The 23,217-nt window shown below is 53.3% G+C and carries 23 protein-coding genes; 11 read left to right on the top strand and 12 right to left on the bottom strand.

Annotated features, from left to right (window positions below; genetic code table 11):
- Window positions 1-119 precede the first annotated feature (119 nt).
- The 6 genes from RIC05_RS10335 to rfaD all read right to left on the bottom strand — a co-directional run bounded on the left by RIC05_RS10335 (window position 120) and on the right by rfaD (window position 6,483).
- Window positions 120-1,052 (bottom strand): ribose-phosphate pyrophosphokinase, encoded by a 933-nt coding sequence (locus RIC05_RS10335; protein ID WP_350046996.1) that lies wholly within the window; start codon window positions 1,050-1,052, stop codon window positions 120-122.
- 305 nt (window positions 1,053-1,357) lie between these two features.
- A complete protein-coding gene (locus tag RIC05_RS10330) occupies window positions 1,358-2,368 on the bottom strand; it encodes a hypothetical protein (RefSeq protein ID WP_350046995.1) in 1,011 nt (336 codons plus the stop codon).
- A gap of 133 nt (window positions 2,369-2,501) precedes the next feature.
- Window positions 2,502-3,323: a peptidoglycan editing factor PgeF gene (gene pgeF, locus RIC05_RS10325; RefSeq protein ID WP_350046994.1), complete on the bottom strand. Its 822-nt coding sequence runs from the start codon at window positions 3,321-3,323 to the stop codon at window positions 2,502-2,504.
- Between the two features lie 57 nt (window positions 3,324-3,380).
- Window positions 3,381-4,514 carry a class I SAM-dependent methyltransferase gene (locus RIC05_RS10320; RefSeq protein WP_350046993.1) on the bottom strand — a complete coding sequence of 378 codons (1,134 nt, stop codon included), beginning with the start codon at window positions 4,512-4,514 and terminating at the stop codon, window positions 3,381-3,383.
- Entirely contained in the window at window positions 4,511-5,347 is an 837-nt protein-coding gene (gene lgt / locus RIC05_RS10315; RefSeq protein ID WP_350047036.1) for a prolipoprotein diacylglyceryl transferase, read from the bottom strand. Before lgt ends, RIC05_RS10320 begins: the two co-directional genes overlap by 4 nt.
- 149 nt (window positions 5,348-5,496) lie before the next feature.
- Entirely contained in the window at window positions 5,497-6,483 is a 987-nt protein-coding gene (rfaD, locus tag RIC05_RS10310) for an ADP-glyceromanno-heptose 6-epimerase (protein WP_350046992.1), read from the bottom strand.
- A gap of 214 nt (window positions 6,484-6,697) precedes the next feature.
- On the opposite strand from rfaD, the gene RIC05_RS10305 reads away from it, so the two are divergent.
- The 6 genes from RIC05_RS10305 (at window position 6,698) to RIC05_RS10280 (ending at window position 10,817) form a co-directional block, all read left to right on the top strand.
- Entirely contained in the window at window positions 6,698-7,012 is a 315-nt protein-coding gene (locus tag RIC05_RS10305; protein WP_350046991.1) for an accessory factor UbiK family protein, read from the top strand.
- A 205-nt stretch (window positions 7,013-7,217) separates the two neighbouring features.
- Window positions 7,218-7,724 carry a type III secretion system chaperone family protein gene (locus RIC05_RS10300; protein ID WP_350040826.1) on the top strand — a complete coding sequence of 169 codons (507 nt, stop codon included), beginning with the start codon at window positions 7,218-7,220 and terminating at the stop codon, window positions 7,722-7,724.
- A gap of 364 nt (window positions 7,725-8,088) precedes the next feature.
- On the top strand, window positions 8,089-8,904 hold the full coding sequence (proC, locus tag RIC05_RS10295; RefSeq protein ID WP_350046990.1) for a pyrroline-5-carboxylate reductase: 816 nt from the start codon (window positions 8,089-8,091) through the stop codon (window positions 8,902-8,904).
- A gap of 36 nt (window positions 8,905-8,940) precedes the next feature.
- Window positions 8,941-9,657, top strand: coding sequence for a TetR family transcriptional regulator (locus RIC05_RS10290; protein WP_350046989.1), 717 nt, complete (start codon window positions 8,941-8,943; stop codon window positions 9,655-9,657).
- A gap of 199 nt (window positions 9,658-9,856) precedes the next feature.
- A complete protein-coding gene (locus RIC05_RS10285) occupies window positions 9,857-10,309 on the top strand; it encodes a phasin family protein (protein ID WP_350059756.1) in 453 nt (150 codons plus the stop codon).
- A gap of 163 nt (window positions 10,310-10,472) precedes the next feature.
- The gene (locus tag RIC05_RS10280; protein WP_350046988.1) at window positions 10,473-10,817 is read left to right on the top strand and encodes a tRNA-binding protein; all 345 of its coding nucleotides are present in this window, start codon (window positions 10,473-10,475) and stop codon (window positions 10,815-10,817) included.
- A 101-nt stretch (window positions 10,818-10,918) separates the two neighbouring features.
- On the opposite strand, the gene RIC05_RS10275 is transcribed toward RIC05_RS10280, so the two are convergent.
- Window positions 10,919-12,271 (bottom strand): PAS domain S-box protein, encoded by a 1,353-nt coding sequence (locus RIC05_RS10275; RefSeq protein WP_350046987.1) that lies wholly within the window; start codon window positions 12,269-12,271, stop codon window positions 10,919-10,921.
- A gap of 387 nt (window positions 12,272-12,658) precedes the next feature.
- Complete coding sequence (locus RIC05_RS10270) at window positions 12,659-13,435, bottom strand: ferredoxin--NADP reductase (RefSeq protein WP_350046986.1); 777 nt, start codon at window positions 13,433-13,435, stop codon at window positions 12,659-12,661.
- Window positions 13,436-13,742: 307 nt separating this feature from the next.
- On the opposite strand from RIC05_RS10270, the gene RIC05_RS10265 reads away from it, so the two are divergent.
- Together RIC05_RS10265 and RIC05_RS10260 are read left to right on the top strand one after the other, a co-directional pair.
- Window positions 13,743-14,426, top strand: a complete 684-nt coding sequence (locus RIC05_RS10265) for a GntR family transcriptional regulator (protein WP_350046985.1) — start codon at window positions 13,743-13,745, stop codon at window positions 14,424-14,426.
- 207 nt (window positions 14,427-14,633) lie between these two features.
- Window positions 14,634-15,329 carry a nitroreductase family protein gene (locus RIC05_RS10260; RefSeq protein WP_350046984.1) on the top strand — a complete coding sequence of 232 codons (696 nt, stop codon included), beginning with the start codon at window positions 14,634-14,636 and terminating at the stop codon, window positions 15,327-15,329.
- Between the two features lie 73 nt (window positions 15,330-15,402).
- On the opposite strand, the gene RIC05_RS10255 is transcribed toward RIC05_RS10260, so the two are convergent.
- The 3 genes from RIC05_RS10255 to RIC05_RS10245 all read right to left on the bottom strand — a co-directional run bounded on the left by RIC05_RS10255 (window position 15,403) and on the right by RIC05_RS10245 (window position 18,228).
- Complete coding sequence (locus tag RIC05_RS10255; protein ID WP_350046983.1) at window positions 15,403-16,737, bottom strand: ATP-binding protein; 1,335 nt, start codon at window positions 16,735-16,737, stop codon at window positions 15,403-15,405.
- Between the two features lie 52 nt (window positions 16,738-16,789).
- Window positions 16,790-17,518 (bottom strand): response regulator, encoded by a 729-nt coding sequence (locus RIC05_RS10250; RefSeq protein ID WP_350046982.1) that lies wholly within the window; start codon window positions 17,516-17,518, stop codon window positions 16,790-16,792.
- A 194-nt stretch (window positions 17,519-17,712) separates the two neighbouring features.
- Entirely contained in the window at window positions 17,713-18,228 is a 516-nt protein-coding gene (locus tag RIC05_RS10245; protein ID WP_350040837.1) for a MarR family winged helix-turn-helix transcriptional regulator, read from the bottom strand.
- Window positions 18,229-18,341: 113 nt separating this feature from the next.
- Here RIC05_RS10245 and RIC05_RS10240 point away from each other — a divergent pair, with 113 nt between their 5' ends.
- The 3 genes from RIC05_RS10240 (at window position 18,342) to RIC05_RS10230 (ending at window position 21,194) form a co-directional block, all read left to right on the top strand.
- Window positions 18,342-19,238 (top strand): branched-chain amino acid aminotransferase, encoded by an 897-nt coding sequence (locus RIC05_RS10240; protein ID WP_350046981.1) that lies wholly within the window; start codon window positions 18,342-18,344, stop codon window positions 19,236-19,238.
- A gap of 142 nt (window positions 19,239-19,380) precedes the next feature.
- The gene (locus RIC05_RS10235; RefSeq protein ID WP_350046980.1) at window positions 19,381-20,031 is read left to right on the top strand and encodes a glutathione S-transferase family protein; all 651 of its coding nucleotides are present in this window, start codon (window positions 19,381-19,383) and stop codon (window positions 20,029-20,031) included.
- Window positions 20,032-20,276: 245 nt separating this feature from the next.
- Window positions 20,277-21,194: a hypothetical protein gene (locus RIC05_RS10230; protein ID WP_350046979.1), complete on the top strand. Its 918-nt coding sequence runs from the start codon at window positions 20,277-20,279 to the stop codon at window positions 21,192-21,194.
- A gap of 283 nt (window positions 21,195-21,477) precedes the next feature.
- On the opposite strand, the gene RIC05_RS10225 is transcribed toward RIC05_RS10230, so the two are convergent.
- Window positions 21,478-23,127 (bottom strand): BCCT family transporter, encoded by a 1,650-nt coding sequence (locus RIC05_RS10225; protein ID WP_350046978.1) that lies wholly within the window; start codon window positions 23,125-23,127, stop codon window positions 21,478-21,480.
- Between the last annotated feature and the right edge of the window lie 90 nt (window positions 23,128-23,217).

Genomic DNA, 23,217 nt, shown 5'->3' with positions numbered 1-23,217 from the left:
AAATTTTCCTTGAACTAAAAAAAATCATTCTCGCAGGTTGGTGAAAACCACCGCTGAAAGCCCACGAAAACAAGCGCGGTGGCCTCCAGGGGTGCCACCGCGACGAGGGCCTTATACCCTCAATCGAAAAGAACGGAAACAGATTTTTCTTCCGAAATACGGCGGATGGCTTCAGCCATCAGCGGCGCAATCGGAAGCTGTCGAATTTTAGAGCAGCCCCGTACCGCTTCCGATGCCTTGATCGAATCGGTGGTAACCACTTCGGTCATCGGCGAATTGGCAATACGTTCAACCGCCGGGCCCGACAGGACACCGTGGGATACATATGCCGCAACCGATGCCGCACCACGTTCTTTCAGCGCACCTGCTGCATTACACAGGGTTCCTGCCGAATCAACGATGTCATCGACCAGAATGCAAGCTGCATCCTTAACGTCACCGATAACATGCATCACTTCGGAAACACCGGCCTGCGGACGACGTTTGTCGATGATGGCCAGTTCGGCATCAAGACGTTTGGCAACCGAACGCGCACGGGCAACACCGCCAACATCCGGGCTGACGATGACCAGTTTCTGGCCTTCGAACTTGTTGCGAATGTCGCTGGTCAGAACCGGAGATGCAAACAGGTTATCAAGCGGAATGTCGAAGAAACCCTGAATCTGACCGGCATGAAGATCCATGGTCAGAACGCGGTCTGCACCGGCAACCGTAATCAGGTTGGCAACCAGTTTGGCTGAAATCGGGGTACGGGGACCGGATTTACGATCCTGACGGGCATAACCGAAATACGGCAAAACGGCCGTGATACGGCGTGCTGAACCACGGCGCAGCGCATCAAGCACCACCAGAAGTTCCATCAGATGGTCGTTGGCTGGGAAAGAAGTGCTCTGAATCACAAAAACGTCCTCACCGCGGACGTTTTCCTGAATTTCACACCAGATTTCCTCATCGGAGAATCGCTTCACATCCGCGCGGGTAAGCTGCAGGTTAAGATGATCAGCAATAGCATCGGCCAAAGGACGGTTGCTGTTACAAGCAAGGATCTTCATGGCGTGGGCCTCGGTTAATGGGTGCCGGGAAAGCGAAAAACTAAATCCTGTTGCGAATCCGACCCACACGAATTGCCAAGCTTGATCCCTGCTTGCCTTGTCGTCCAAAAGCCCGGTTTTCGGGGATTCCCCGCCCGGTTCGGCGACTTTTTCACGACACTCAAAGACCCCTCATCGGCGAATCCGCATCTTGGCAGATCGCGGCGGCTTTATAACCAGCCGTTAACAGTCTGTAAATGGTGCCAATGGCGAATATCGACAAGGCTGTCATGCATCACGCGATCAGACCCGGAAATGACCGCCCATTATCGCGCAGACGCTGTCTTTTTATCCGCCCGCAATTGCAGCTGTTTGCGTGTCGCGATTTGTCCCAAAACACCTTCAAGTGTTTCAACAGCAGCTTGCGCTGCAATCGATGCAATCGCACCCCAATGTTTATCAAGACTTCCGCGCGGCACAACGTTGTTTTGCTGCATCTGGCCAAGCTCGGTGCCATCGACTTCCATGATGACCCAGTCAATTGACACTTTATCAAGGGGCTCGCGCGTGGCTTCTTCAACCGGCCTGACATCAACACTGGCCGATAGAATGATGCTGTGCTCCCCGATCTCCTTATCAACAAGGATGCCTTTGGATTGCAGCAATGCCCCGGCCGACCGTGAAAGGGCAGTATTGCCATCGCCCGGCGCACCGGCAAAATCAATCAGGGCAATCTTCATAAACGGTGCGGCCTTAAATGCCGACCTATCACCGGTAATCATAAAGGCAATCTGATCTGCCGGCAGGGCAACCAGACCATCATAGGTCAGTGCCAACGGGTCGGCTTTAACACCGTCCAGTTCGCGGACCTTATCGACAAGGTCCGGCGGCACGGCAAGATCGCTTTCTTCCGGGCCGGTCGGTTCATCGGCAAACCACTGATTTGATGAAAGCTCCCCGACCGACCGGGTGGTATCAATTGCCAATCCATCCGGGCGCATCAAAACCCATGTAACATCAAGTTTGGCCCCCGTTTCGACCAGACTGGTCTGCACATTGGGCCGCAAAATGTAATCGCCACCATTCTGACTGTCGCTATAGGCTGCGATATCGCGTTTGCGCAAAGCACGCGCCATCGCACGGGCAAGATGGGCCGATGCGCCTTGCGGCAAATCATCGCCGCCCTCAACCCGGACCGTTCCGGTATCGCGCAATTCCAACAATGACGGATCGCCTTCGCGTCCGGCCCCCTCAAACGGGCGCGGCAAATCACCACACGCACCCAGCGGCACGGCCATCAGAACCAACAAAGCAAAAGAACGGAGGAATGGTGGCATTTGACTACTTACTTGCTCACATCAAGACGCAACCAACCATGGTTACGATGATCATAAAGAAAAACAGCATAATCATATGCGGCATGATGTATCCCCCGATACGAACAGATGGTCATTCGATCCCATCAATCCCTTACATTCCTGTCAGCATAATCGCGGAAAGCTGCCGACCATAATCGGGCTCCTTGCGAAGCGTGGTGCGGCGGTAACTGTAAAACATATCTTCTTCGGCCAACGTATCACGCGCGACAAGCTCAACCGATGCAACCCCGGTCGCAATCGTCCGACGGCGGACATATTCCGGCAGATCAAACATGAAATGCCCGGAACGGATTGATGCATCAAACAAATCGTCCGATCCTTCCGGCCCGTCCAGAATGGTGTCGCGAAACGCGCCGTCCACTTCATAGGATTTCCGTGCGATGCACGGCCCGACGGCTGCGGTAATGTTTTCGCGTTTGGCGCCAAGCTTTTCCATCGCATCCACTGTGCTGGCGGAAACACCGCCATAGGATCCGCGCCACCCGGAATGGCACGCCCCGATCACCCCGGCCACCGGATCATGAAACAGAACCGGCGTACAATCAGCGGTGAGAATACCCAACATGATCCCCGGACGATCCGTCACCATGGCATCGGCCTTGGGCGCTTCATCGCGTGATAATGGTCGGTCCAGAACGGCAACATCCGTCCCGTGGACCTGATAAACCGTGGTCAGATTATCGGGTGTGGTGGTAAAGGCCGCGGCCGCACGCGCACGGTTTTCTGCAACACGGGTTTTGTCATCGTCTGATCCGAACCCGACATTCAACCCGCCATGGATGCCATCGCTGACCCCGCCCTTGCGGCTTAAAAAGCCGTGGCGCAATCCGGTTTGACCGGACAGTTTTTCTGCCTCGAACCATGTCAGTCCGTTGGACGAACGGGCAATACCGTCAGTGATCGGATGTGTCATGGGTGGGCTGCTCCGTCCTATTGGCGATCAGGCAAGGTGATCAGATAATCTGACAATTTATCCCGACACGCCGCTTACGCAAGGCGGCGGTGTTGTTGTGCGACCATAGCCGATCAGAACTTTAAAAAGTGTTCCCATCTGATCGGCATCAATCAACCGCGCAAGGGCCTGATCAATCGCGGTCGCCTGTTGTTCTTCGGCATCGAGTTTTAACAGCTCGGCCCGCTGTTCAATGCCCAGCATTCTTAAGAACGTGCCCTGGGTCAAAACCGCCCCGGCGCGCGCGCCGGCCTCAGTCATGGTGCGCGCAATCGCTGCAAAATCGACATGGGCGGTTAAATCTGCATCGCCCGGTTCAGACAAAACCGGATGATATTCGTGCCCCTTCAGCGCCTGTAAAGTATCGCCGTACGCACTGCTGGGATGACCGTAATCGATAAATAATGCCGCCCCACCGGTTTCATTCATCCGCCGGGCAATCTGATCGGCAATGGCAATGGCGGGCGCACAGGATTCGAAAATATCGCCCTTCTTGGCCGACCCGCGCAAGGTTGCCGGAATCAGCGCATCGGTCACCGGCGTTTCGCGCCCCCGGACAAATCCAAGTTCATTGCTATTGGCATCCAAACCGACAAGACGTTCAGCCCACCCGTTATCCCCACGTTCAAACTGGCGGATCGGCAAGGCATCGAAAAACTCGTTGCCAATCACAATCGCCGGGATGTTTTTGCGGGTCGGAATATCGTCGAACGCTTCGTGCCAGGTTGCCGGAATGCCATAGGCCATGATCGCCGTTTGCTGATGGCTGCGCAAAACCGGGCTGGTTTCGACAAACCGCACGGTTAAGGCATCCCCAAATCCCGGAACATTGCGCACCGCCCGCAAGGCATCAGACATCAATGTCCCGCGCCCCGGCCCCATTTCGATCAGATCGATTTTCGGCGGGCAGCCCATTTGCTGCCAACTGACGGCTGCCCAAAGACCGATCAGCTCGCCAAACATCTGACTGACTTCAGGGGCGGTGATAAAATCGCCCGCCCGGCCAAACGGGTCCTGTTTGCGGTAATAGCCATATTCCGGATGGGCCAATGCCTCATTCATGAAATCGGCAATGCTGATCGGCCCGGAAACGGCGATCCGGCGTTTAATATGGCTCAGAAGCGGGCTATCGGTATCAGGCGTCTTACTCACGCGGCTTCGGCCTCTTTGGGATGTATGCGGGTCTCAATCGGTTTGGCTTTCAGGGCATAAACAATGCACGCCGCCCCGACCAGAACCATCGGGATCGACAAAATCTGCCCCATCGTCACCCCACCGGCAAGGTAGCCCAACTGGGCATCCGGCTCGCGGAAGAATTCAACAATAATCCTTGAGATGCCATAGCCCGCAACGAACGTGCCGCCCAGAATCCCCGGACGATGGCGCACAAACGCATTGCGCGACAGGACATACAAAATGACAAACAGGATCAAACCTTCAAGGGCTGCTTCATAAAGCTGGCTTGGATGGCGCGGCAAGGGTCCGCCATGCGGAAACACCATCCCCCACGGCGCATCGGTGACCCGACCAAACAGCTCCCCATTGATGAAATTGGCAATCCGGCCAAAGAACAGCCCGATTGGCGTTGCCACCGCGGCGGCATCCAGAACGGCAAGGATTGAAATCCCGCGTTTGCGCGCAAACAAAATGATCGCAACAATCACCCCCATGAACCCGCCATGGAACGCCATGCCGCCCTGCCAGACCTTGAGGATATTGGCCGGGTTATCAAGGTAATAGTCCAGATTATAAAACGCGATATAGCCAAGACGCCCGCCCAGGATCACACCAAGGGTTGCCCAAAACAGCAAATCATCCACGTCGCGTTTGCTCATGATGTTCGGGGTTTTGGTGCAATAATACACCACATATTTCCACCCCAGCAGCAAGCCCGCGATATAGGCCAACGCATACCAGCGAATGGCAATCGGGCCGATGGAAATCGCAATCGGGTCTATCGCCGGAAAGGCAAGGCTCAGCATCAGGGGAACTCCGGTTCGCAGCAGCGATTAAGGTGAATGGGCTGTGTCGAATTCGCAAAGGATCAAGTCGCAAAGGATATGGGCAGCATCATGGCAGTTTGGCCGAAAGTGACCATTTTACCATTTGGCCGCCCGTTATTTGCATTGCCTGCTTAGCGGAAAGGATCCTCGGTCGCGAGGTAATCCTGAATATAAAGCCGCACCCCTTCCTCAAGTGATGTCATCTCATCGCCATATCCGGCAGAACGCAGCTTGGCCATATTGGCCTCGGTGAAATACTGGTATTTATCGCGAATGGATTCCGGGGTCGGGATGTAATTGATTTTCGCGTCTTTCCCCATGGCGGCAAAAACGGCCAAGGCAAGATCCTTGAAGCTGCGCGCATTGCCGGTTCCGACATTGAAGAGATCGCTGACATCCGGGTTGTCATAAAGCCACATAATGATCTTGACCACATCCCCAACCCAGACAAAATCGCGCAATTGCCCGCCATCTTCGTAATCGGGGTGATGGGATTTAAACAGGGTCGCGGTTTCACCAGCTGACAGCTTGTCAAACATCTGGGAAACCACAGATCGCATACCGCCCTTATGGTATTCGTTCGGACCATAGACGTTAAAGAACTTCAATCCGGCCCACTGTTTCGGGCGGAAATCATTCTGATCAAGAAGACGGCGGAACCGACGGTCGGTTGCATGCTTTGACCAGCCATAGGCATTAAGCGGCGCAAGCTTGACCAGATCGGCCTCGACAAAGCTGTCGTCAAACCCCTGCTTGCCATCGCCATAGGTGGCGGCTGATGATGCATAGATCAGACGCGCTGAATGGTGCGAACACCAATCCCAAAGCCAGGTTGTCAGTTTCAGGTTATTGGCAACGATCTTGTCCGCATCGGTTTCCGTGGTCGCCGAAATTGCGCCCATATGGAAAATGGCATCAATATCGTCGGCATGTTTATCAAGGAACGCCGGAAGTTCATCAGGATGAATGATGTCACGCAGATTGCGCTTGGCGATGTTTTTCCATTTGATGCCATCGCGCAGGCGGTCCACCACAACAATGTCGGTTTCGCCGCGATCTTCAAGGGCGGCAACAATATTGGAACCGATAAATCCGGCACCCCCGGTGACGATAAGCATTGCATTCTCCTGGCGGGCAAGACCCGTTTATCTGAAATTCTGACCACTTTATAAGACCGCCCCTGATCAGGAGCAAGAAAAGCGATCTAAAATAACGATATCACCATGCGAACCCCATCCCCAAACGATCAGCTTGCTCTATGACCTTGAACACCCATATTATGCTCAGGGTCCTTACCCCAAAACACTTTGATCCAGAAAGCCGGAGACCATTATGCAGATCAACAACCGCATTCTCGACGACATCACCCGTGTTACCAATTCTGCACTGGGCACCATGACTGGCGTCAAAGGCGAAGTTGATGCCATGGTCCGCCAGCAATTTGAAAAAATCCTGATCGGGATGGATCTGGTCACCCGCGAAGAATTCGATGTGGTTCACGACGTTGCCGTTCGCGCAGCTGAACGCATTGACGCGCTTGAAGCCAAAATCACCGATCTGGAAAAGCGTCTTGAAGCTGCCAGCGCACCGGCAAAACCTGCGGCAAAACAAAGCCGTGCAAAACCGGCAGCAAAAAAAGACGCCTAACCCCGACTTAATCCCCACATATGGTTTACCGGGTCTAACCCCAAATTAACCGTCACGATTTATTGGCTGAAAAGTCGATCAGGACGGGGAAGATGGTGGTTGTCCGAAATTCATTGCTGTCCTGCGTTGCGCGGCAGTTGAAACGCGCGGCACACCGGCATATAGTGCGCGCCCTTTCGCATATGCATATACAGGCTGAATTTATATGAACGACCAACTGGAGGATATCGACGACCTTGGCGACGAAAATCCGTTGCTTCTTGTCGAAGATATCGCCCGCACCAACCAATGGCAACTGGAACGACGCAGCACCGACGAGGTGGTGGTCGAGATTCCGGCACATTGGTGCACGTATCTGGTCTATTTCACCTGGCGCGAAGACGCAGAGGCGCTTCATATCGCCTGCTGCTTTGATATGTTCGTCCCCGAACCGTTGCGCTCACGCGTTTACGAACTGGTTGCCAAATGCAATGAGCAGCTTTGGATCGGGCATTTCGGACTGTGGCTTGAAGAAAACATGCCGCTGTTCCGTCATACCCTTTTGTTTGGTGGTGACGTCCCGCCAATGGTCGAACAGTTCGAAGAAATGATCGATATCGCCATTTCGGAATGCGAACGCTTTTTCCCGGCCTTTAACTTTGTTCTCGAACAGGGCAAATCACCCGATGATGCCCTGACCCATTCGATGCTTGAACCGGTTGGTCAGGCATAAGGCCGAACTCCCGTACCCTTTCCGATAAAGTGATCAGGGCGGCATCATCGCCGTCCTTTTTCGTCTCTGGTTGAATTTTTTTCACCGATCACCCGATTTTCTCAAAACAAGATAATTGGCAGGGCCGGGGCTTTTGACCGGCCCCCTGCAACATAAAATCCCGTGATCCTGATCCATCTTGGCCAAACAAACCTTGAACCCCCGCCACAGGTAAATTCCGCCGCGATCTATTCCTGCCTCTTGCTCTCTGCCCTGACTTGACCCACCTTGAGAAGATCGCTACGGCATTGCATCAGGACTGTTGATGGCATCATGATCGACAGGATCCGATGAAGAACCCGATGGATAAAGCGGAGCAGATTTTATGAATACGCGTCTTTTGCTGGTCGGCTGTGGCAAAATGGGAAGTGCCATGCTTGAAGGTTGGCTTGCCCAAGGTCTTGAAGCTGGCAATGTCTATATTGTCGAGCAGGCCGAAACGGCTGAAAAACTTCAAACAAGCTATGGCATCAATGGTGTGGCCGACATCAAAGACGTGCCGCAGGACTTCATCCCCCAAGTGGTTCTGTTCGCCGTCAAACCCCAAGTTCTGCCAGATGTCATTGCCAACTATAAATCGCTTGTCCGGGCCGAAACCGTGTTCCTGTCCGTGGCTGCGGGCAAGACCATCAACTTCTTTGCCAGCAACCTTGGCGAAATGGCCCGGATTGTCCGCGCCATGCCCAACACGCCTGCTGCCGTATCGCGCGGCATGACCGTGATGTGCCCGACCGATAATGTCAGCATCGCCCAGCGCGATATGTGCGAAACTCTGCTTAAAACCGTTGGTCTGGTATCATGGGTCGAAGATGAAAATCTGATGGATGCGGTAACCGCCCTGTCGGGCAGCGGACCTGCTTATATCTTCCATCTGGTCGAAGCCATGGCACAGGCTGGCGAAACCGCAGGCCTTCCTGCCGATCAGGCGATGCTGCTTGCACGCCAGACGGTGGTTGGTGCAGGCTTCCTTCTTGATGCCAGCGAAGACACCGCTGCAACCTTGCGCCAGAATGTCACTAGCCCCGGCGGCACCACTGCAGCCGCGCTTGATGTTTTGATGGATCAGAAATCAGGCCTGCCTGAATTGATGACCCGCGCAGTTGAAGCCGCCCGCAAAAGATCAGTTGAACTGGCGGGTTGATACCGCGCCTTTTACCCACATTTAATGGAGACAGTCATGCCTGCGAAAAAGGATATTCCAAATACCCTGATCACTGCTGCCATGAAACTCGCAGCAGAAAAAAGCTGGCATGACGTCACCATGATCGATATCGCCCGGGCATCCGGACTGACCGTTGCCGACTGTTATGACCATTGCAAAAGCAAGGGCGATATCCTTCGCCAGTTTTCAAAAAAGATCGACCGCGACGTTCTGGCCGATCTTGATGACGAAGATTTCGACGAACCCGGACATGACCGTCTTATTGCAATCATTATGGCGCGCTTTGATACACTCGCCGATTATCGCCCTGCCCTGCGATCCATCATTTCCGCACGCGGCGATCTGGGTCCGGCTGATTCACTTCGTGCAATCAAAACCCATTTCGGGTCCATGCGCTGGATGCTCGAAGCAGCAGGCTTCCGAACCGGAGGCATTCAGGGAAGTTTACGCATCGCCGCGATGACCGGGATCTATGCACGGTGCTTTAAACTCTGGCTGGACGACACCAGCACCGATTCTGGTCCGACCATGGCCATGCTTGATCGCGAATTGTCAAAGGCCGCCCTATGGGATGCCCGGGTTGAAAAGGGTCTTGGCAAGGCAAACCGACTGTGCGGCAAAATTTCAAAAAGATGCCACCGCTTTGCAGCAAAAAAACCGGCACAAGGCGAACAAACCAATCACGAAAAAACGCAGGGTTCCAGCGGGAATGCGTCGGCATCTGCCAACTAAGTTATTGATCTGGAACCTGAAAAACAGCTAAACACCCAGGGTTATGTTACGGACATAAAACAATAACCTTACGGTTTTTGTGCAGTGCAAAATAATCCTTGACGAAAGCCGTCTATTCCGGCATATTGCAGTTGAATTTGTGCGGCGCACAATGCGCCTCATTTCACACCTGTTGCAAATCGCTGATGGAGTGCACACTATGACCGCCGCTAAAAAGGCTACCAATCCGTTCTTTGATGTCGACTTCACCAAATATGCTGCGGACTTCAAAATTCCGGGCGTAGACGTGAACGAGATGATGGCTTTTCAGCGTAAAAACGTTGAAGCCCTGACCAAAGCCAACAAGGTTGCCTTCGATGGTTTCCAGGCTGTTGCTCAGCGTCAGAGCGAAATCTTCAAGTCGCTGTTGGACAAAGTCCAGACACAGGGCAAAGATTTTGCTGCTACTTCCGCTGACGACCCGATGGCGTCTGCTGCAAAGCAGACCGAAGTCGCGAAAGCTGCTTATGAAGAAGCACTTTCGAATGCCAAGGAACTTTCAGGTCTGGTAACCAAATCTCAGGAAGAAGCACTTTCGCTTCTCCAGAGCCGCTTTACCGAATCTCTCGACGAATTCAAAACTGCAATCGAAAAGAGTGCAGTTGCGAAGTAACAGCATAGGCTGACATCTTCCCGTAATCTACTTGATGGCAGGATCTTATGGTCCTGCCATTTTTCTTGTGCTGAAAATCCAGTATTTGCCCGCCCCTTCGCTTTGAACTTCTCAAGACCAAAAGATCGCACTAGGTTTTCCGTCATCACAAGGAGAACAGATCATGAGCGAAATCAGTTTTGATGATTTTTTAAAAGTCGACATCCGGGTTGGCACCGTCATAGACGCACAGGAATTCCCCGAAGCACGCCGCCCCGCACTTAAACTCTGGGTCGATTTCGGTCCTGACATCGGCACCCGCAAAACATCCGCCCAGATCACCAAATACTACACGCCGGAAAAACTGATCGGGCGTCAGGTCGCAGGCGTGATCAATTTCCCCAAAAAACAGGTCGGCCCGTTTATGTCCGAATTCCTGTGTCTGGGCTTCCCCGACGGAGAAGACGACAAAGGCATCGTTTTGATCCGCCCGGATCACGATGTCCCCAATGGCGTGCGCCTGTTCTAAGGTTAAGCCCCTAGCGCCTGAGATTTCCGACTGAAAAAGAAAAGGACAGGTACCGACTGATACCTGTCCTCCCCCCGCTCGTGCCACGCTGCCAAGTCCGGCTAGCGTGCCAAAACAGTCGCCGCTTCGCGGATTGTTCCGGCGACAACAGCCAGTTGTTCCGATGTTTGCTGCATGCTTGCCAAGCCCCCCTGAGCCGACTCAAGAGAAGTTTGTACGCCATGCATCTCGCCCGTCACCATCGCGGTGATTTCACTTTGCTTTTTTACTGCCAGAGACACTATCGCAACGCGGCTTAACATCTCCGTCAGCTCAGAACGAAGTGTCGATGAAATCCTTGTACTTGCATCGACCCGCTCTTCCAGAAAATCAATTTGCTGCGTAACATCAGGAAAGTCCTTCATCGCATCACGCAGCGCGTCAATTGCCTGTTCCAACGCCACGGCAGCAACGTCACCTTCAATCGCTGTTTCAAAAACATGGTCGGCAACAGAACGAAATTCGACCATCCTGATCATTGTTTCGTCAACGCTGCTCGTAAGATGACTGCCAATCATGGTGCTGGTTTCAAGATGCGCCATTGCTTTACCGCAGGAGGCGACAACATCGCCCTTGTTCCGATCAAACGTCGTAATATTCTGATCAATGTCGTCAAAGCTTGCTTCAAGGATCGATTTCAAATCGATAAGTGCCGTGACCTGATCGGTAACATCAACAGCGAATTTGACAACTTTACAAACACCACCATCGGGATCGAATACCGGGTTACAGGTCGCTTCAAACCAGATATCCCGACCGTCCTTTGCAATTCTTTTGAGTTGACGGGAACTATGATGCCCCTTGGCAAGAGCCCGCCAGAATGCCCGATAATCGGTGCTCTTGGCATAGTCCGGGTCGACAAACATGCTGTGATGACGGCCTATAATTTCATTTTCCTCATATCCCATGGTCGACAGGAAATGATGATTTGCACGAAGGACGTTGCCTCGCAGATCAAATTCGATCACAACATGGCTATGCTCAATCGCGTCGACCTTGCCCTGAAGATCGAACATTTTCTTCTGAGCTGCGGTCACGTCTGTCGCAATTTTGACGATCTTTACGACGTCGCCATGGCCATTGCGCACCGGCGTATAGGTCGCTTCGATCCAGATACGTTTTCCCGATTTGGTTATGCGTGGCAGAACTGCCCGTTTGAAGCTACCCGCCTTCAGGTCTGCCCAGCACATTGAATGTTCCAGACTGCTTTCTTCGTCATCAGGAAGCAAGATAGACTGAGGCTGTCCGACAAGCTCATCCTCACGATATCCCGTCAGGGACAGGAAACTTTCATTCGCACTTAGGACATTGCCCTGCAGATCGAATTCAACAACCGCAAATGATGCATCTAGTGCGGAAATCATATCGCTAAAAGTATCATTGGTTTCCCGCACAATCGAACTCATTGAATTCATGACCAACTCCGGGCCTGTGTCTTTATGCGACCATCGACATATTTGACAAACCGAACTTACCAATCGCCGATCTGCCGAGACATCCCCATTTGGGGAGGTATCTATCCATTTGTATATTATTTTACATATACCATTGGTGAATATTCAAAAGAGCAGTCTTTCGGCGCAATCGCGCCCGGCAGGAGATTACCGTTCGACCCAAGGACGTTTCCGCTTAGCCCAAACTTAATCCCGGCCTTACGTTTTCATCAGAAAACGATCAAACGGCTCGGGGAAAATCCTCAGGCGAGAAATCCCGCTCCATCTGGCCTGATGTCTTCCCAAAACAAAAAAAAAGCAGCACCTCCCGACGAAGGTGCTGCCCTGTTCATCAAAGTGCCGACTGGCTTATTTTTCGACGAAGGCCTTCTCGATGACGAAGTGGCCCGGCTCGTTCATATTGCCTTCTTTGCCACCCCATTCGACCAGCATCTCGCGGGTTTCCGCAATCATTTCCGGATTGCCACACAGCATGAAGCGGTCATTTTCCAAGGATGGCTTGGTCAGACCAAGGTCATCATAAATCTTGCCCGACTTCATCAGTTCGGTGATGCGGCCCTGATTTTTGAACTCTTCACGGGTGACGGTCGGGTAATACAAAAGCTTGCTCTGAACATCTTCGCCGAAGAATTCATTGTTTGGCAGTTCGCTGTGAATGAATTCCTGATAGGCCAGCTCGCGGACTTCGCGGCAGCCATGCACCAGAATAACCTTTTCATAGCGCTCATAGGTTTCGTAATCACGGATAACGCTCATGAACGGGGCAAGGCCCGTACCGGTCGACAGAAGCCACAGGTTTTTGCCCGGCAACAGGTTGTCATGGATCAGCGTTCCGGTCGGCTTGCGCCCGACAAGGATCTTGTCGCCCACTTTGACATGCTGCAAACGCGAAGTCAGCGGACCGTTCGGCACTTTGATCGAGAAGAATTCAAGTTCTTCATCATAATTGGCACTGACCATCGAATAGGCGCGCAAAAGCGGCTTGCCTTCGACCTCAAGGCCGATCATCGCGAACTGACCATTGATAAATCGGAAGCCCGGATCACGGGTGGTTTTGAACGTGAAGAGAGTGTCAGTCCAGTGATGGACATAAGTGACGGTTTCTTCGTTAAAATTGCTGACCATAACGCTACATCAATCCGTTTTGTCTGTCTGTGTGTGGGACCGTGGCGGGAAACACGGATATATATCCCGGCACATCGTCCATGCCAAGTTGGCGCGATTTAACATCACTTACGCGTATATCGCAAGAAAACAATCCATATTTCTTATCATTTTGTGTAAATTACATGAATTCATACAAAATAAATGTAGAATATTGTCTGACAATCAAGCAAACTAGGGACACCAGCCCCGTTTGGCAAGACAATCTCATGCTGTGATAGACTCATGCTTTACAGTCGCGCAATGACACATCTCAATCGAGTGATATATGTCGCAGAACACTGAACACTCCGCCGATACGCTTGCAGTCTCCCAGATTGCCGATGCCATCACCAACGCCATCCGCGAAGGACGATTGGTCCCAGGGCAACGGTTGACCGAAATTGATTTCGCGCAAAAGCTTAATGTCAGCCGCCCGTCGGTGCGTGAAGCCTTTCGTCAGTTAAGCTCGGACGGATTGTTGCAATCACAACCCTATCGCGGGGTCAGTGTCCGACACATGACCCGCCGCGAAGTCGATGACTTGTTTACAGTGCGCGCAGCCCTTGAAGGATTGGCTGTCCGGCTTTCAACCCCCATGATCACGGCCAACATCAAACCACTGGAGGACATTCAGGCCGCCCTTGATAAGGCCGAAGAAACCCGCGATCTGAACGCCATGTCACGCCACAACCTTGCCTTCCATATGCTGTTTGCCGATGTCAGCGAAAACGGGCTTCTGCGCGAACAACTCCGCCGCATTTCAAACAATGTCTATTGGCTGCAATTTCGCGTTCTGGTCGCCGATGACAAGGTTCTGGGCACCAATGCTGCGCATCGCGCCCTTGTCGATGCGGTGCGCACAGGCGATGCCATGCTGGCCGAAACCATCATGGTTGATCATGTTGATCAGTCCCGCCAATTGGTGCAGGCCCTGTCCGATGATCATTTTGCTGCCCCGGTCGCCCGTTAAGACACCAGCCAAGCACAAGCGGCAAACATCCCCGATGCTCGCTGGCACAGGCAGAAACCAGACCCGTGTTCGCCAAGGTCTGGGCCTATTTCATCGACGATGTGCATCCAACCCCGCAGATGCCGCCGCAATTTTACACTTGCCGCAATTTCGCTGCACCCATAAGATTGTCTGACAATATAACAATACAAACTTTCAGGAAGTGTCATGTCATCCCTCAAAACCCTCACCACCGATTTCCTGCCCATTCCCCTTCCCGATTATCAGGAATATGACCTGGCCGAAATGCGGGCCCGTGCCCAAGGTTTCTATGACGAGATCAAAACACGTCACACCGTGCGCGACTTTTCGGATCGCCCGGTTCCGCGTGATATTATTGAAACCTGTATTCGTGCGGCCGGAACCGCGCCGAATGGTGCCAACCATCAGCCATGGCATTTCTCGGTCATTGGCGATCCGGCAATGAAAAAGAAAATCCGCGACGCGGCAGAGGAAGAAGAACGCGCCTTTTACGAAGGTCGGGGTGGTGAAGAATGGATTGAGGCGCTCAAGCCGCTGGGCACTGATGACAGCAAACCGTTTCTGGAAACCGCCCCCTGGCTGATTTGTATTTTTGGCGAACGCAAAAGCACCTCTGCCGATGGCAAGATGCGCAAGAACTATTACGTGCCGGAATCCGTTTCGATCGCAACCGGATTTCTGATCGCCGCCCTGCACCGTGCAGGCCTTGCGACCCTGACCCACACGCCAAACCCGATGAGCTTCCTGACCGACATTTGCGGACGCCCGGATCACAACAAACCCTATATCCTGCTTGTGACCGGCTACCCTGCCCCGGATGCCACCATCCCGACCCACGCGACCGAGAAGAAAGACCTTTCGGAAATCGCGACTTTCTTCTGATTGCGCAGCAAAACCCCGCCCAACAAAAAGCCCCGCATCAAACGGGGCTTTTGCATGTCAGATAATATCCGGATCAATGTCCAATCGGCAGAACCAGGCGAACGCGCAATCCACCGCCCGGTGCATCTTCAAGGAAAACCTCGCCGCCATGACCACGGGCGGAATCACGGGCAATCGTCATGCCAAGGCCAACACCACCCGTCGCCTGATTGCGCGATTCCTCAAGCCGGAAGAATGGCTTGAAGACGTCTTCGCGTTTGTCCGCCGGGATCCCCGGACCATCATCGTCAAAGACGATCTCGTAATCCTGTCCCCGACGTCCGGCCCGAACCGAAAGGTTATTGGCGTAACGACCGGCATTGGACATGATGTTTGAAATGCAGCGGCGCACGGACTGAGTGCGGAGTTCCATCTCAAGATTATCTTCGATGTGAAGGTCAATCTGCTGCCCGTCACGAAGCGCCTCACCAACCTGATCGGTCAGGAGTTTGCCGATATCGGCAAGAACCGCCTTCTCGCCTTCTTCGCCGCGGGCAAATGCCAGATAGGCATCAACCATGCGTTCCATATCGACGACATCTTGTTTAAGCGCATCGACGCCTGGCGATGATTGTTGCATCGCCAGTTCAAGCTTCATCCGCGTCAAAGGCGTGCGCAAATCATGCGACACGCCAGCCAAAAGCGCTGTTCTCTGGGATAAATGCCGCCCGATACGATCACGCATCGCCATAAAGGATGACGCGGCCATGCGGACTTCTGCCGCCCCTTCGGGTTTGAAATCTTCGACATCGACACCGCGACCAAACTGATCGGCCGCCTTTGCCAGACGGCGGATCGGACGCACCTGATTGCGCATAAAGATGACGGCAACCCCATAGAGGATCAGCGCAGAACCCGCGATCCACATAAAGAAGATATAGGTGGTCGAATTATAAAGCCGTTTGCGCGGCGCAACGATTGACAGAACGCCTTCTTTCAACTGAACGCGGATTTCAAGCCGGTTGTCATCCAGATCAAGGTTGAAATAAAACGGACGCGCCAAGCGTTCATCAAGGGCGACAAACAATTCTTCCGACACCAGGCCGAATGGCGGTGTATCGGTCTGTTCTTGCAAGATTTCATCTGGTTCGAACACAAGATCAAGCTGCAACCGCGCCCGTGCGGAATGCTGGAGCCATTTAAGGTGCTCTTCGTCGGGGAACTGACCAATATAATCAATAACATACGCCACATCACCGGCAAGCCCACGGCTGAGCTGGCGTGCGACCGTATCCCAGTGACGTTCAAAGAAGATCAGGACAGTGACGATCTGCAAAAGCAGCATCGGTGTCATCAAGATCAAAAGCGACCGGCCCAAAAGCCCCGTCGGCATGAATGACTTGATCGGCCCGTTCTGTTCGTTACCCACGGTGCACTTCCCTGTTCATTTCGTCACACCTGATCATAATCACTGTTCCAGTTCAATCGGCATACAGCACATAGCCCCGACCGCGTACGGTCTGCAAGTATCTTGGCTGCTTTGGGTCATCTTCAAATTTCCGACGTAAGCGGGTTACCTGTACATCAATGCTGCGCGACCCCGCAGGATCAACGGCATTTCCGCTCATCATGGCGTGAAGCTGTTCACGTGACATAGTTTGTCCGCGCTGCTTGACCAGTGCCGCCAACAAAGCCTGTTCGGCAGATGTCAGGTAAATATGATCATCGCCGCGCTGCAAAATCATTTTCGAAACATCAAAGCTAAACTGTCCAAACCGAACCATGTCGGACACCGGAACGGCCTCTTGTTCGGCGTCTTCTTCTGGCAATTGGGCATAGCGGCGCAGAATGGCTTCGATCCTCAAGACAAGTTCGCGCGGCTCAAACGGCTTGGCCAGATAATCATCGACCCCCGCCTCAAGCCCGGCAATGCGGTCTTCGGTTTCTGAAAGGGCTGTTAGCAAAAGAATGGGAACTTTCGCCCCGGAGTCGCGTAGGCTGCGCGCAAGATCGACACCCTTTTCACCGGGCATCAGAACATCCAGAACAATCAGATCAAACTGAAGCCCCTCTAGGCTTGCCCGGGCCTCGGCGGCATGACGCGCGGCAGAGACACTAAACCCGTTCTCACCAAGGTAACGGGTCAGCAAATCCCGCAGACGATCATCATCGTCGACCACAAGAATATGTGGCTGATCCGCTCCAGTCATCGAATTCCCCCGAACGCCTAACTTAATTTGGCCTTATGCCCAATAATCTGGGGCCAAAATCTTTCAAAAGCGTAAGCATATCCATGGCAATTTTGCGGTCACCGCGTTCAGGCACAAGAATTTTCAGAACCGGGGAATGCAATCTGCTTAGGGCTGTCGCCGTGTTAAGGACAAAACCCGCCCCGCAAACGGGCTTAACTTGCCCGACTGCGCAAACCGGTGGGGCCGTCATCTTCAAACCGTTTGCGGTCTTCAAGATCAAGCATGCCCAGCATCACCTTGCGGAAACCTTCAACCGATTCTGCACCGGCTTCACGGTAGGCAGCTGCGATAAGGGCGCGCTGTTTTTCGGTCAGTTCACGTTCAAGCGCCTCGCCCTTTTCGGTCAAGGTCAGCAAACGCTGGCGGCGGTCCTGCAGGCCGGTTTTTTGTTCGATAAACCCTTCACGGACCAATTGGCTGAGCACGCGGGACAAGGACTGCTTGGTAATTTTGAGAATCGACAACAGCTCACTGACCGTAATACCGGCATTGCGGCTTACAAAATAAATGACCCGATGGTGGGCGCGACCGAAATTATATTGCTCAAGCATCTGGTCTGCGACCGCAGTGAAATCGCGATAGGCATAAAACAGCAATTCGATGCCTTGCCTAAGCTCTTCTTCCCGCAGGAAAAGCGGGTTTACCTTACGTGTTGAGATATCTGCCATGCTTATCCGTTATGTCAGTTTTGTTGACATAATAATCTATGAATGTTACTTCGACCAGACAATTAAGGACATAAAGTTACGTCCAAGGGTGCAATTGAATTGGAATCTGGCAAATGACGGCTCTGACCTTTGATAACCGTGATGGTTTTATCTGGTATAATGGTGAAATGAAACCGTGGCGTGAAAGCACTTTGCACGTGCTGAGCCATGCTGTCCATTATGGTAGTGCGGTATTTGAGGGTGAGCGGTCTTATAATGGCAAGGTTTTCAAGCTTTCCGAGCATGGCGAACGCCTGATCAAGTCCGGTGAAATTCTGGACATGAAGATCCCTTATAGCGCGGCCGAGCTTGATGACGCGGTGATCGAAACCCTTGCCGCCAACAACATCACCGAAGGCTATATCCGCCGCATCGCATGGCGCGGTAGTGAAATGATGGGTGTGTCCGCCCAGACTACGCGGATCAATGTCGCGATTGCGTGTTGGGAATGGCCAAGCTATTTCGCACCGGAAGAACGCCTGAAAGGTATTCGTCTTGACCTGTCGAAATGGGCGCGTCCGGCACCAAATACCGCACCGACCAATGCCAAGGCAGCCGGTCTTTACATGATCTGCACCCTGTCCAAACACGAAGCCGAGCGCAAAGGCTATGCCGATGCTTTGATGCTTGATTACCGTGGTCAGGTTGCCGAGGCGACCGGTGCTAACGTGTTCTTTATTAAAGATAATCAGATCCATACACCGATCCCTGATTGCTTCCTTGATGGCATCACGCGCCGCACGGTTATCGGCCTTGCCAAGGCGCGCGGATATGACGTCATCGAACGGGCCATCATGCCGGAAGAAATGGCTGATTTTGATGAATGTTTCCTGACCGGAACGGCGGCTGAAGTCACGCCGGTTGCGGAAATCGGGCCGTATAAATTCACCCCTGCGACCGTCTGCAAAGCCATGATGGAAGACTATATGGCGCTGGTCCGGGGCGAGAAAACGGCGGTCGCTGCTGAATAGTTATTTTGAATAATCCGCCTGATTATTCAATTTCATCAAATAATCAACCCGGTCCATCTGGATCGGGTTTTTTATTGCCTGCATCAGATCAAGATGGCTTAGTCGCAATCTGGCGCCATTTTAACATTTCAGGCCACCCCCGATGCCCCAAAAGTCTGATGATTTAAAACCCGATCATAAACTGCTGTATCAAACCCATTCGCCCTTTGCCCGCAAAGTGCTTGTTTTTGCCATCGAAGCCGGTCTGCGTCACCGGATTGATGTCGTCCATCATGAAACCAGCCCGACCAACCGCAATGAGGCGATCTTTAGCGCCAATCCGCTGGGCAAAGTGCCGGTTCTGGTCCTGCCTGATGGTATGACGCTTTATGATTCGCTTGTGATTTGCGACTATCTTGATCGCCTGCATAAAGGCCGCAAGCTGATCCCGCACAAGGCCCCGAAACGGCTGCATGCCTTGCGTTTGCATGCACTTGCGCAAGGTATGTGCGAGGCCGGTGTGCTGTATCGTTGGGAAACCGCCCGTCGCCCGGAAAATTTGCGCTACCCGCCGCTGGCCGACGGACAGAAGACCAAACTGATCGAGACGTTCGATTATCTTGAAGCCAATCTTGATCCGGAACACCCGGTCACCATCGGGCATATTGCACTGGCCACCGGACTGGAATGGATTGCTTTTCGCGAATTGGTTGATTTCAAGGCCGGACGGCCGACCCTTGCCAAATGGTATGAGGAATTCGGCGCGCGCCCATCAATGGCGCAAACCCGCTATAGCGGCCAGACTCACGATTAGTACGCGATCCAAAATCATCCATTGATGGATAAGGCCTGCCGCAATCAAGGCGGGCCTTTTCATTCATCATACAATTGATCAGGGCACTGCATTCCGGCCCTTCCCCCTTTGGCACGGATCCCGCCATATATCAGCCTTCGAAAATTTGTTTTCGAACTCACTCCGCGCGATGGGGATAGCTTTTACCCGGCACAAACCATAAATATAGACAGGACCCGGGTAAATGACGTCATTGGAAGCGTGTCATGCGGCAGACCTTGGCAGTTTTTATACTTGCCACTTCGATCATGTCTTTTGCTGTTGGGCCAAGAAGTGTTCTGGCGAGTGAAAATCAGGTCATCACACTCCCTGTCCGCGATGCTGATTTTGCTGCAGTCCAGTCTTGTGCGCTTGACGAGAACCCGGCGTGCCGACAATGCGCCAATCACGGATCCAGCAATATTTCCCTGATGAACTATTCGATACTGCATCATGCCCTTCAAAAGGGCGGCGTAACCATGCCCCTGCGCCCTGTGCCATCGCCAAATTCCGAACGCAGCCGCGTGATGGTCGCCGATGGATCGGCCGACATAAAATCAGATTGGGCGTTCAACATCGAGAACAACGATGCTGTGTTGAAAACCGCCCCGATCATTCTGGCCGGTGAACTTGAAAAAGGCCTGTATGGACATCGCGGCATCAATGACCTTAGTGCTGGCAGTGCCATCGAGGATGCAAAAGACCTTCGCGGCGTCAGCATTCGAAACTGGCGTCTGGATTGGCAAGTCATGGAAGACCTGACGCCCAAAAGTCTGATAAGTGCGCCAACCGTCAAACAGATGTTTGCCCTGATCGATCTGCGCCGTGCTGATTTCACGCTTCTGGAGTTTTCATCAGAACCCGATATGGGCCGCGAGATCGACGGCATCCGGTTGGTCCCGTTCACCGGGGTAAAAGTATCGCTGCCGGAAAGCCAGCATTTCATGGTGTCGCGAAAATTACCGCATGCAGACGAGATCGTTGATGCGGTCAGTCGCGGCATCAAAATCCTGCGTGAGGAAGGCTTCATTCGCCGCTGTCTGGTCAATAGCGGTATGATCAACCAACGCGTTGAAGGATGGCGTACCCTTAATCAGACGATGCCGCCCGTTGACAAAGCAAGCCTGACGGTTCCGTCGAACTAGACCACCATGTTCGGTGGGTTGATCGGCAAAACCTGCGCCCGCATCGCGTTACCCCACAGCATGAGACACTTGCCGTTTGAGATCCCCGCCTGCGACTAAAAGCGACTAAAAGGGGACTGTCCCCTTTTGAGAGGAAGAACCGTCACACCCGCGACGGCGGGTGCCCGACATTCGGCATGTGCGGCGCGAGATTCCAGCCTACGTGGATATTACCGCCATGACACGAAAAACGGACCGTCCTGGTTGGACGGTCCGTTTGACAGATGTTTTGAAGCCTTGGCTGTTATTCAGCGGGCTTTGGTGCCGTTGTCGATGGCCCGGGGTGAACGTCCGGGAGTTCGGTTTCGTCGACATAGGCATTGGGCAGATTGTGTTCGGCTTCCAGTTCGGTTTCGTACCACTGCTTGTAGCGATAAAGCACAAGCGAATCACGACCCAGTGCGCGCAGCAGTCCGTACATCATCACAAGGATGACAAAGGCAAACGGGAAGCCCGCCACCACGGCGGCAGCCTGAAGGGCGGAGAGCCCGCCTGCCACCAGAAGGACCGCAGCAATCACGCCTTCGGTCGTGGCCCAGAACAGACGCTGAATGCGCGGCGGGTTGGCATCGCCGCCAGCGGTCAGCATGTCGATTACAAACGACCCGCTGTCTGAAGATGTCACAAACCAGATCACGATCATGACGATCACGACAGACGAGACAAACTTGGTCATTGGCAGGAATTCCAGCAGTTTGAAGATCGCACTGCCATAGCTTGCCTTGGTTGCCTCGATCAGGCCCGGATCGCCGAGCATTTCCATATGGATGGCAACCCCGCCAAAGGCGGTGAACCAGAAGAACAGGATGATGACCGGAATGAACAGCACGCCCAGCGTAAATTCACGCACGGTACGACCGCGTGAAATACGGGCAATAAAGATGCCGACAAACGGCGACCAAGAAACCCACCAGGCCCAGTAGAAGATCGTCCAGCCGACCTGCCAGTTGGTGTCGGTGTAGGCTTCGCTCCATAAGCTGATCTGGACCAGATTGCTGACATAGTTGCCGACATTTTCAACAAAGCTGTCGAGGATGAAAAGCGTCGGTCCGGCCAGGACAATAAAGGCCAGCAAAACAAAGCTGAGCTGGATATTCAGGTTACTGATCCGCTTGATCCCGCCATCAAGCCCCACCATGACCGAAATCGTCGCAAAGAGCGTAATGATGGCAATCAGGATAAGCTGTACAGGCAGGGTATCAGGCACACCAAACAGGCTGTTGAGGCCGGAACTGATTTGCATGACGCCAAGGCCAAGTGTGGTGACAATGCCAAACATGGTGCCAAAGACGGCAAGGATATCAACGGCATGCCCCCAAGGGCCATAGATGCGTTCGCCAAGCATGGGATAGAGGGCGGAACGGATCGAAAGCGGGAGCCCCTTGCGGTAATGGAAATAGGCCAGTGACAGACCGACGATGCAATACAGCGCCCAACCATGGATGCCCCAATGCAAAAACGAAATCGTCATCGCCTGTTCGGCGGCGGCAACCGATTCAGGATCGGCAATCGGCGGGGCGAAGTAATGATAGAGCGGTTCGGCGACACTCCAGTATAGAAGGCCGATGCCAATACCGGCACTGAACAGCATCGCTGTCCAGGAAAACAGCCCGTATTCCGGCGTATCTGTTTGCCGGCCAAGCCGCACCCGGCCATAAGGCCCGATGGCAAGATAGAGACTGACCAGAACGGCCAGATTGGCAACAATGATCAGAAACCAGCCAAAGTAATCGGCAATGCCCGATTGCGCGGCGGTGAAGACCGTTGCCGCGGTTTCGGTAAAGATTGCCCCGAATATGATAAACCCGACAATCAGCAAGGCCGAGATCGAAAAGACCGGCTTGCTGACACGCGGGAAGGGCCCCAGACGGCCCACCTTCATTTTATCGTCCATGCTTACCTCACTGTTTCGGGTTTCCAACTTTTCGTTGTTTAGCCTCAGGGCCTAGCCCCGTGATCCGCACCGAGTTCCCCCGACGCCAAG

Origin of the sequence: Thalassospira sp. (genome assembly GCF_040218635.1) — a bacterium.
In the GTDB taxonomy this organism is placed as follows: Bacteria; Pseudomonadota; Alphaproteobacteria; order Rhodospirillales; family Thalassospiraceae; genus Thalassospira.
This window is presented reverse-complemented; position numbering and strand designations above follow the sequence as displayed.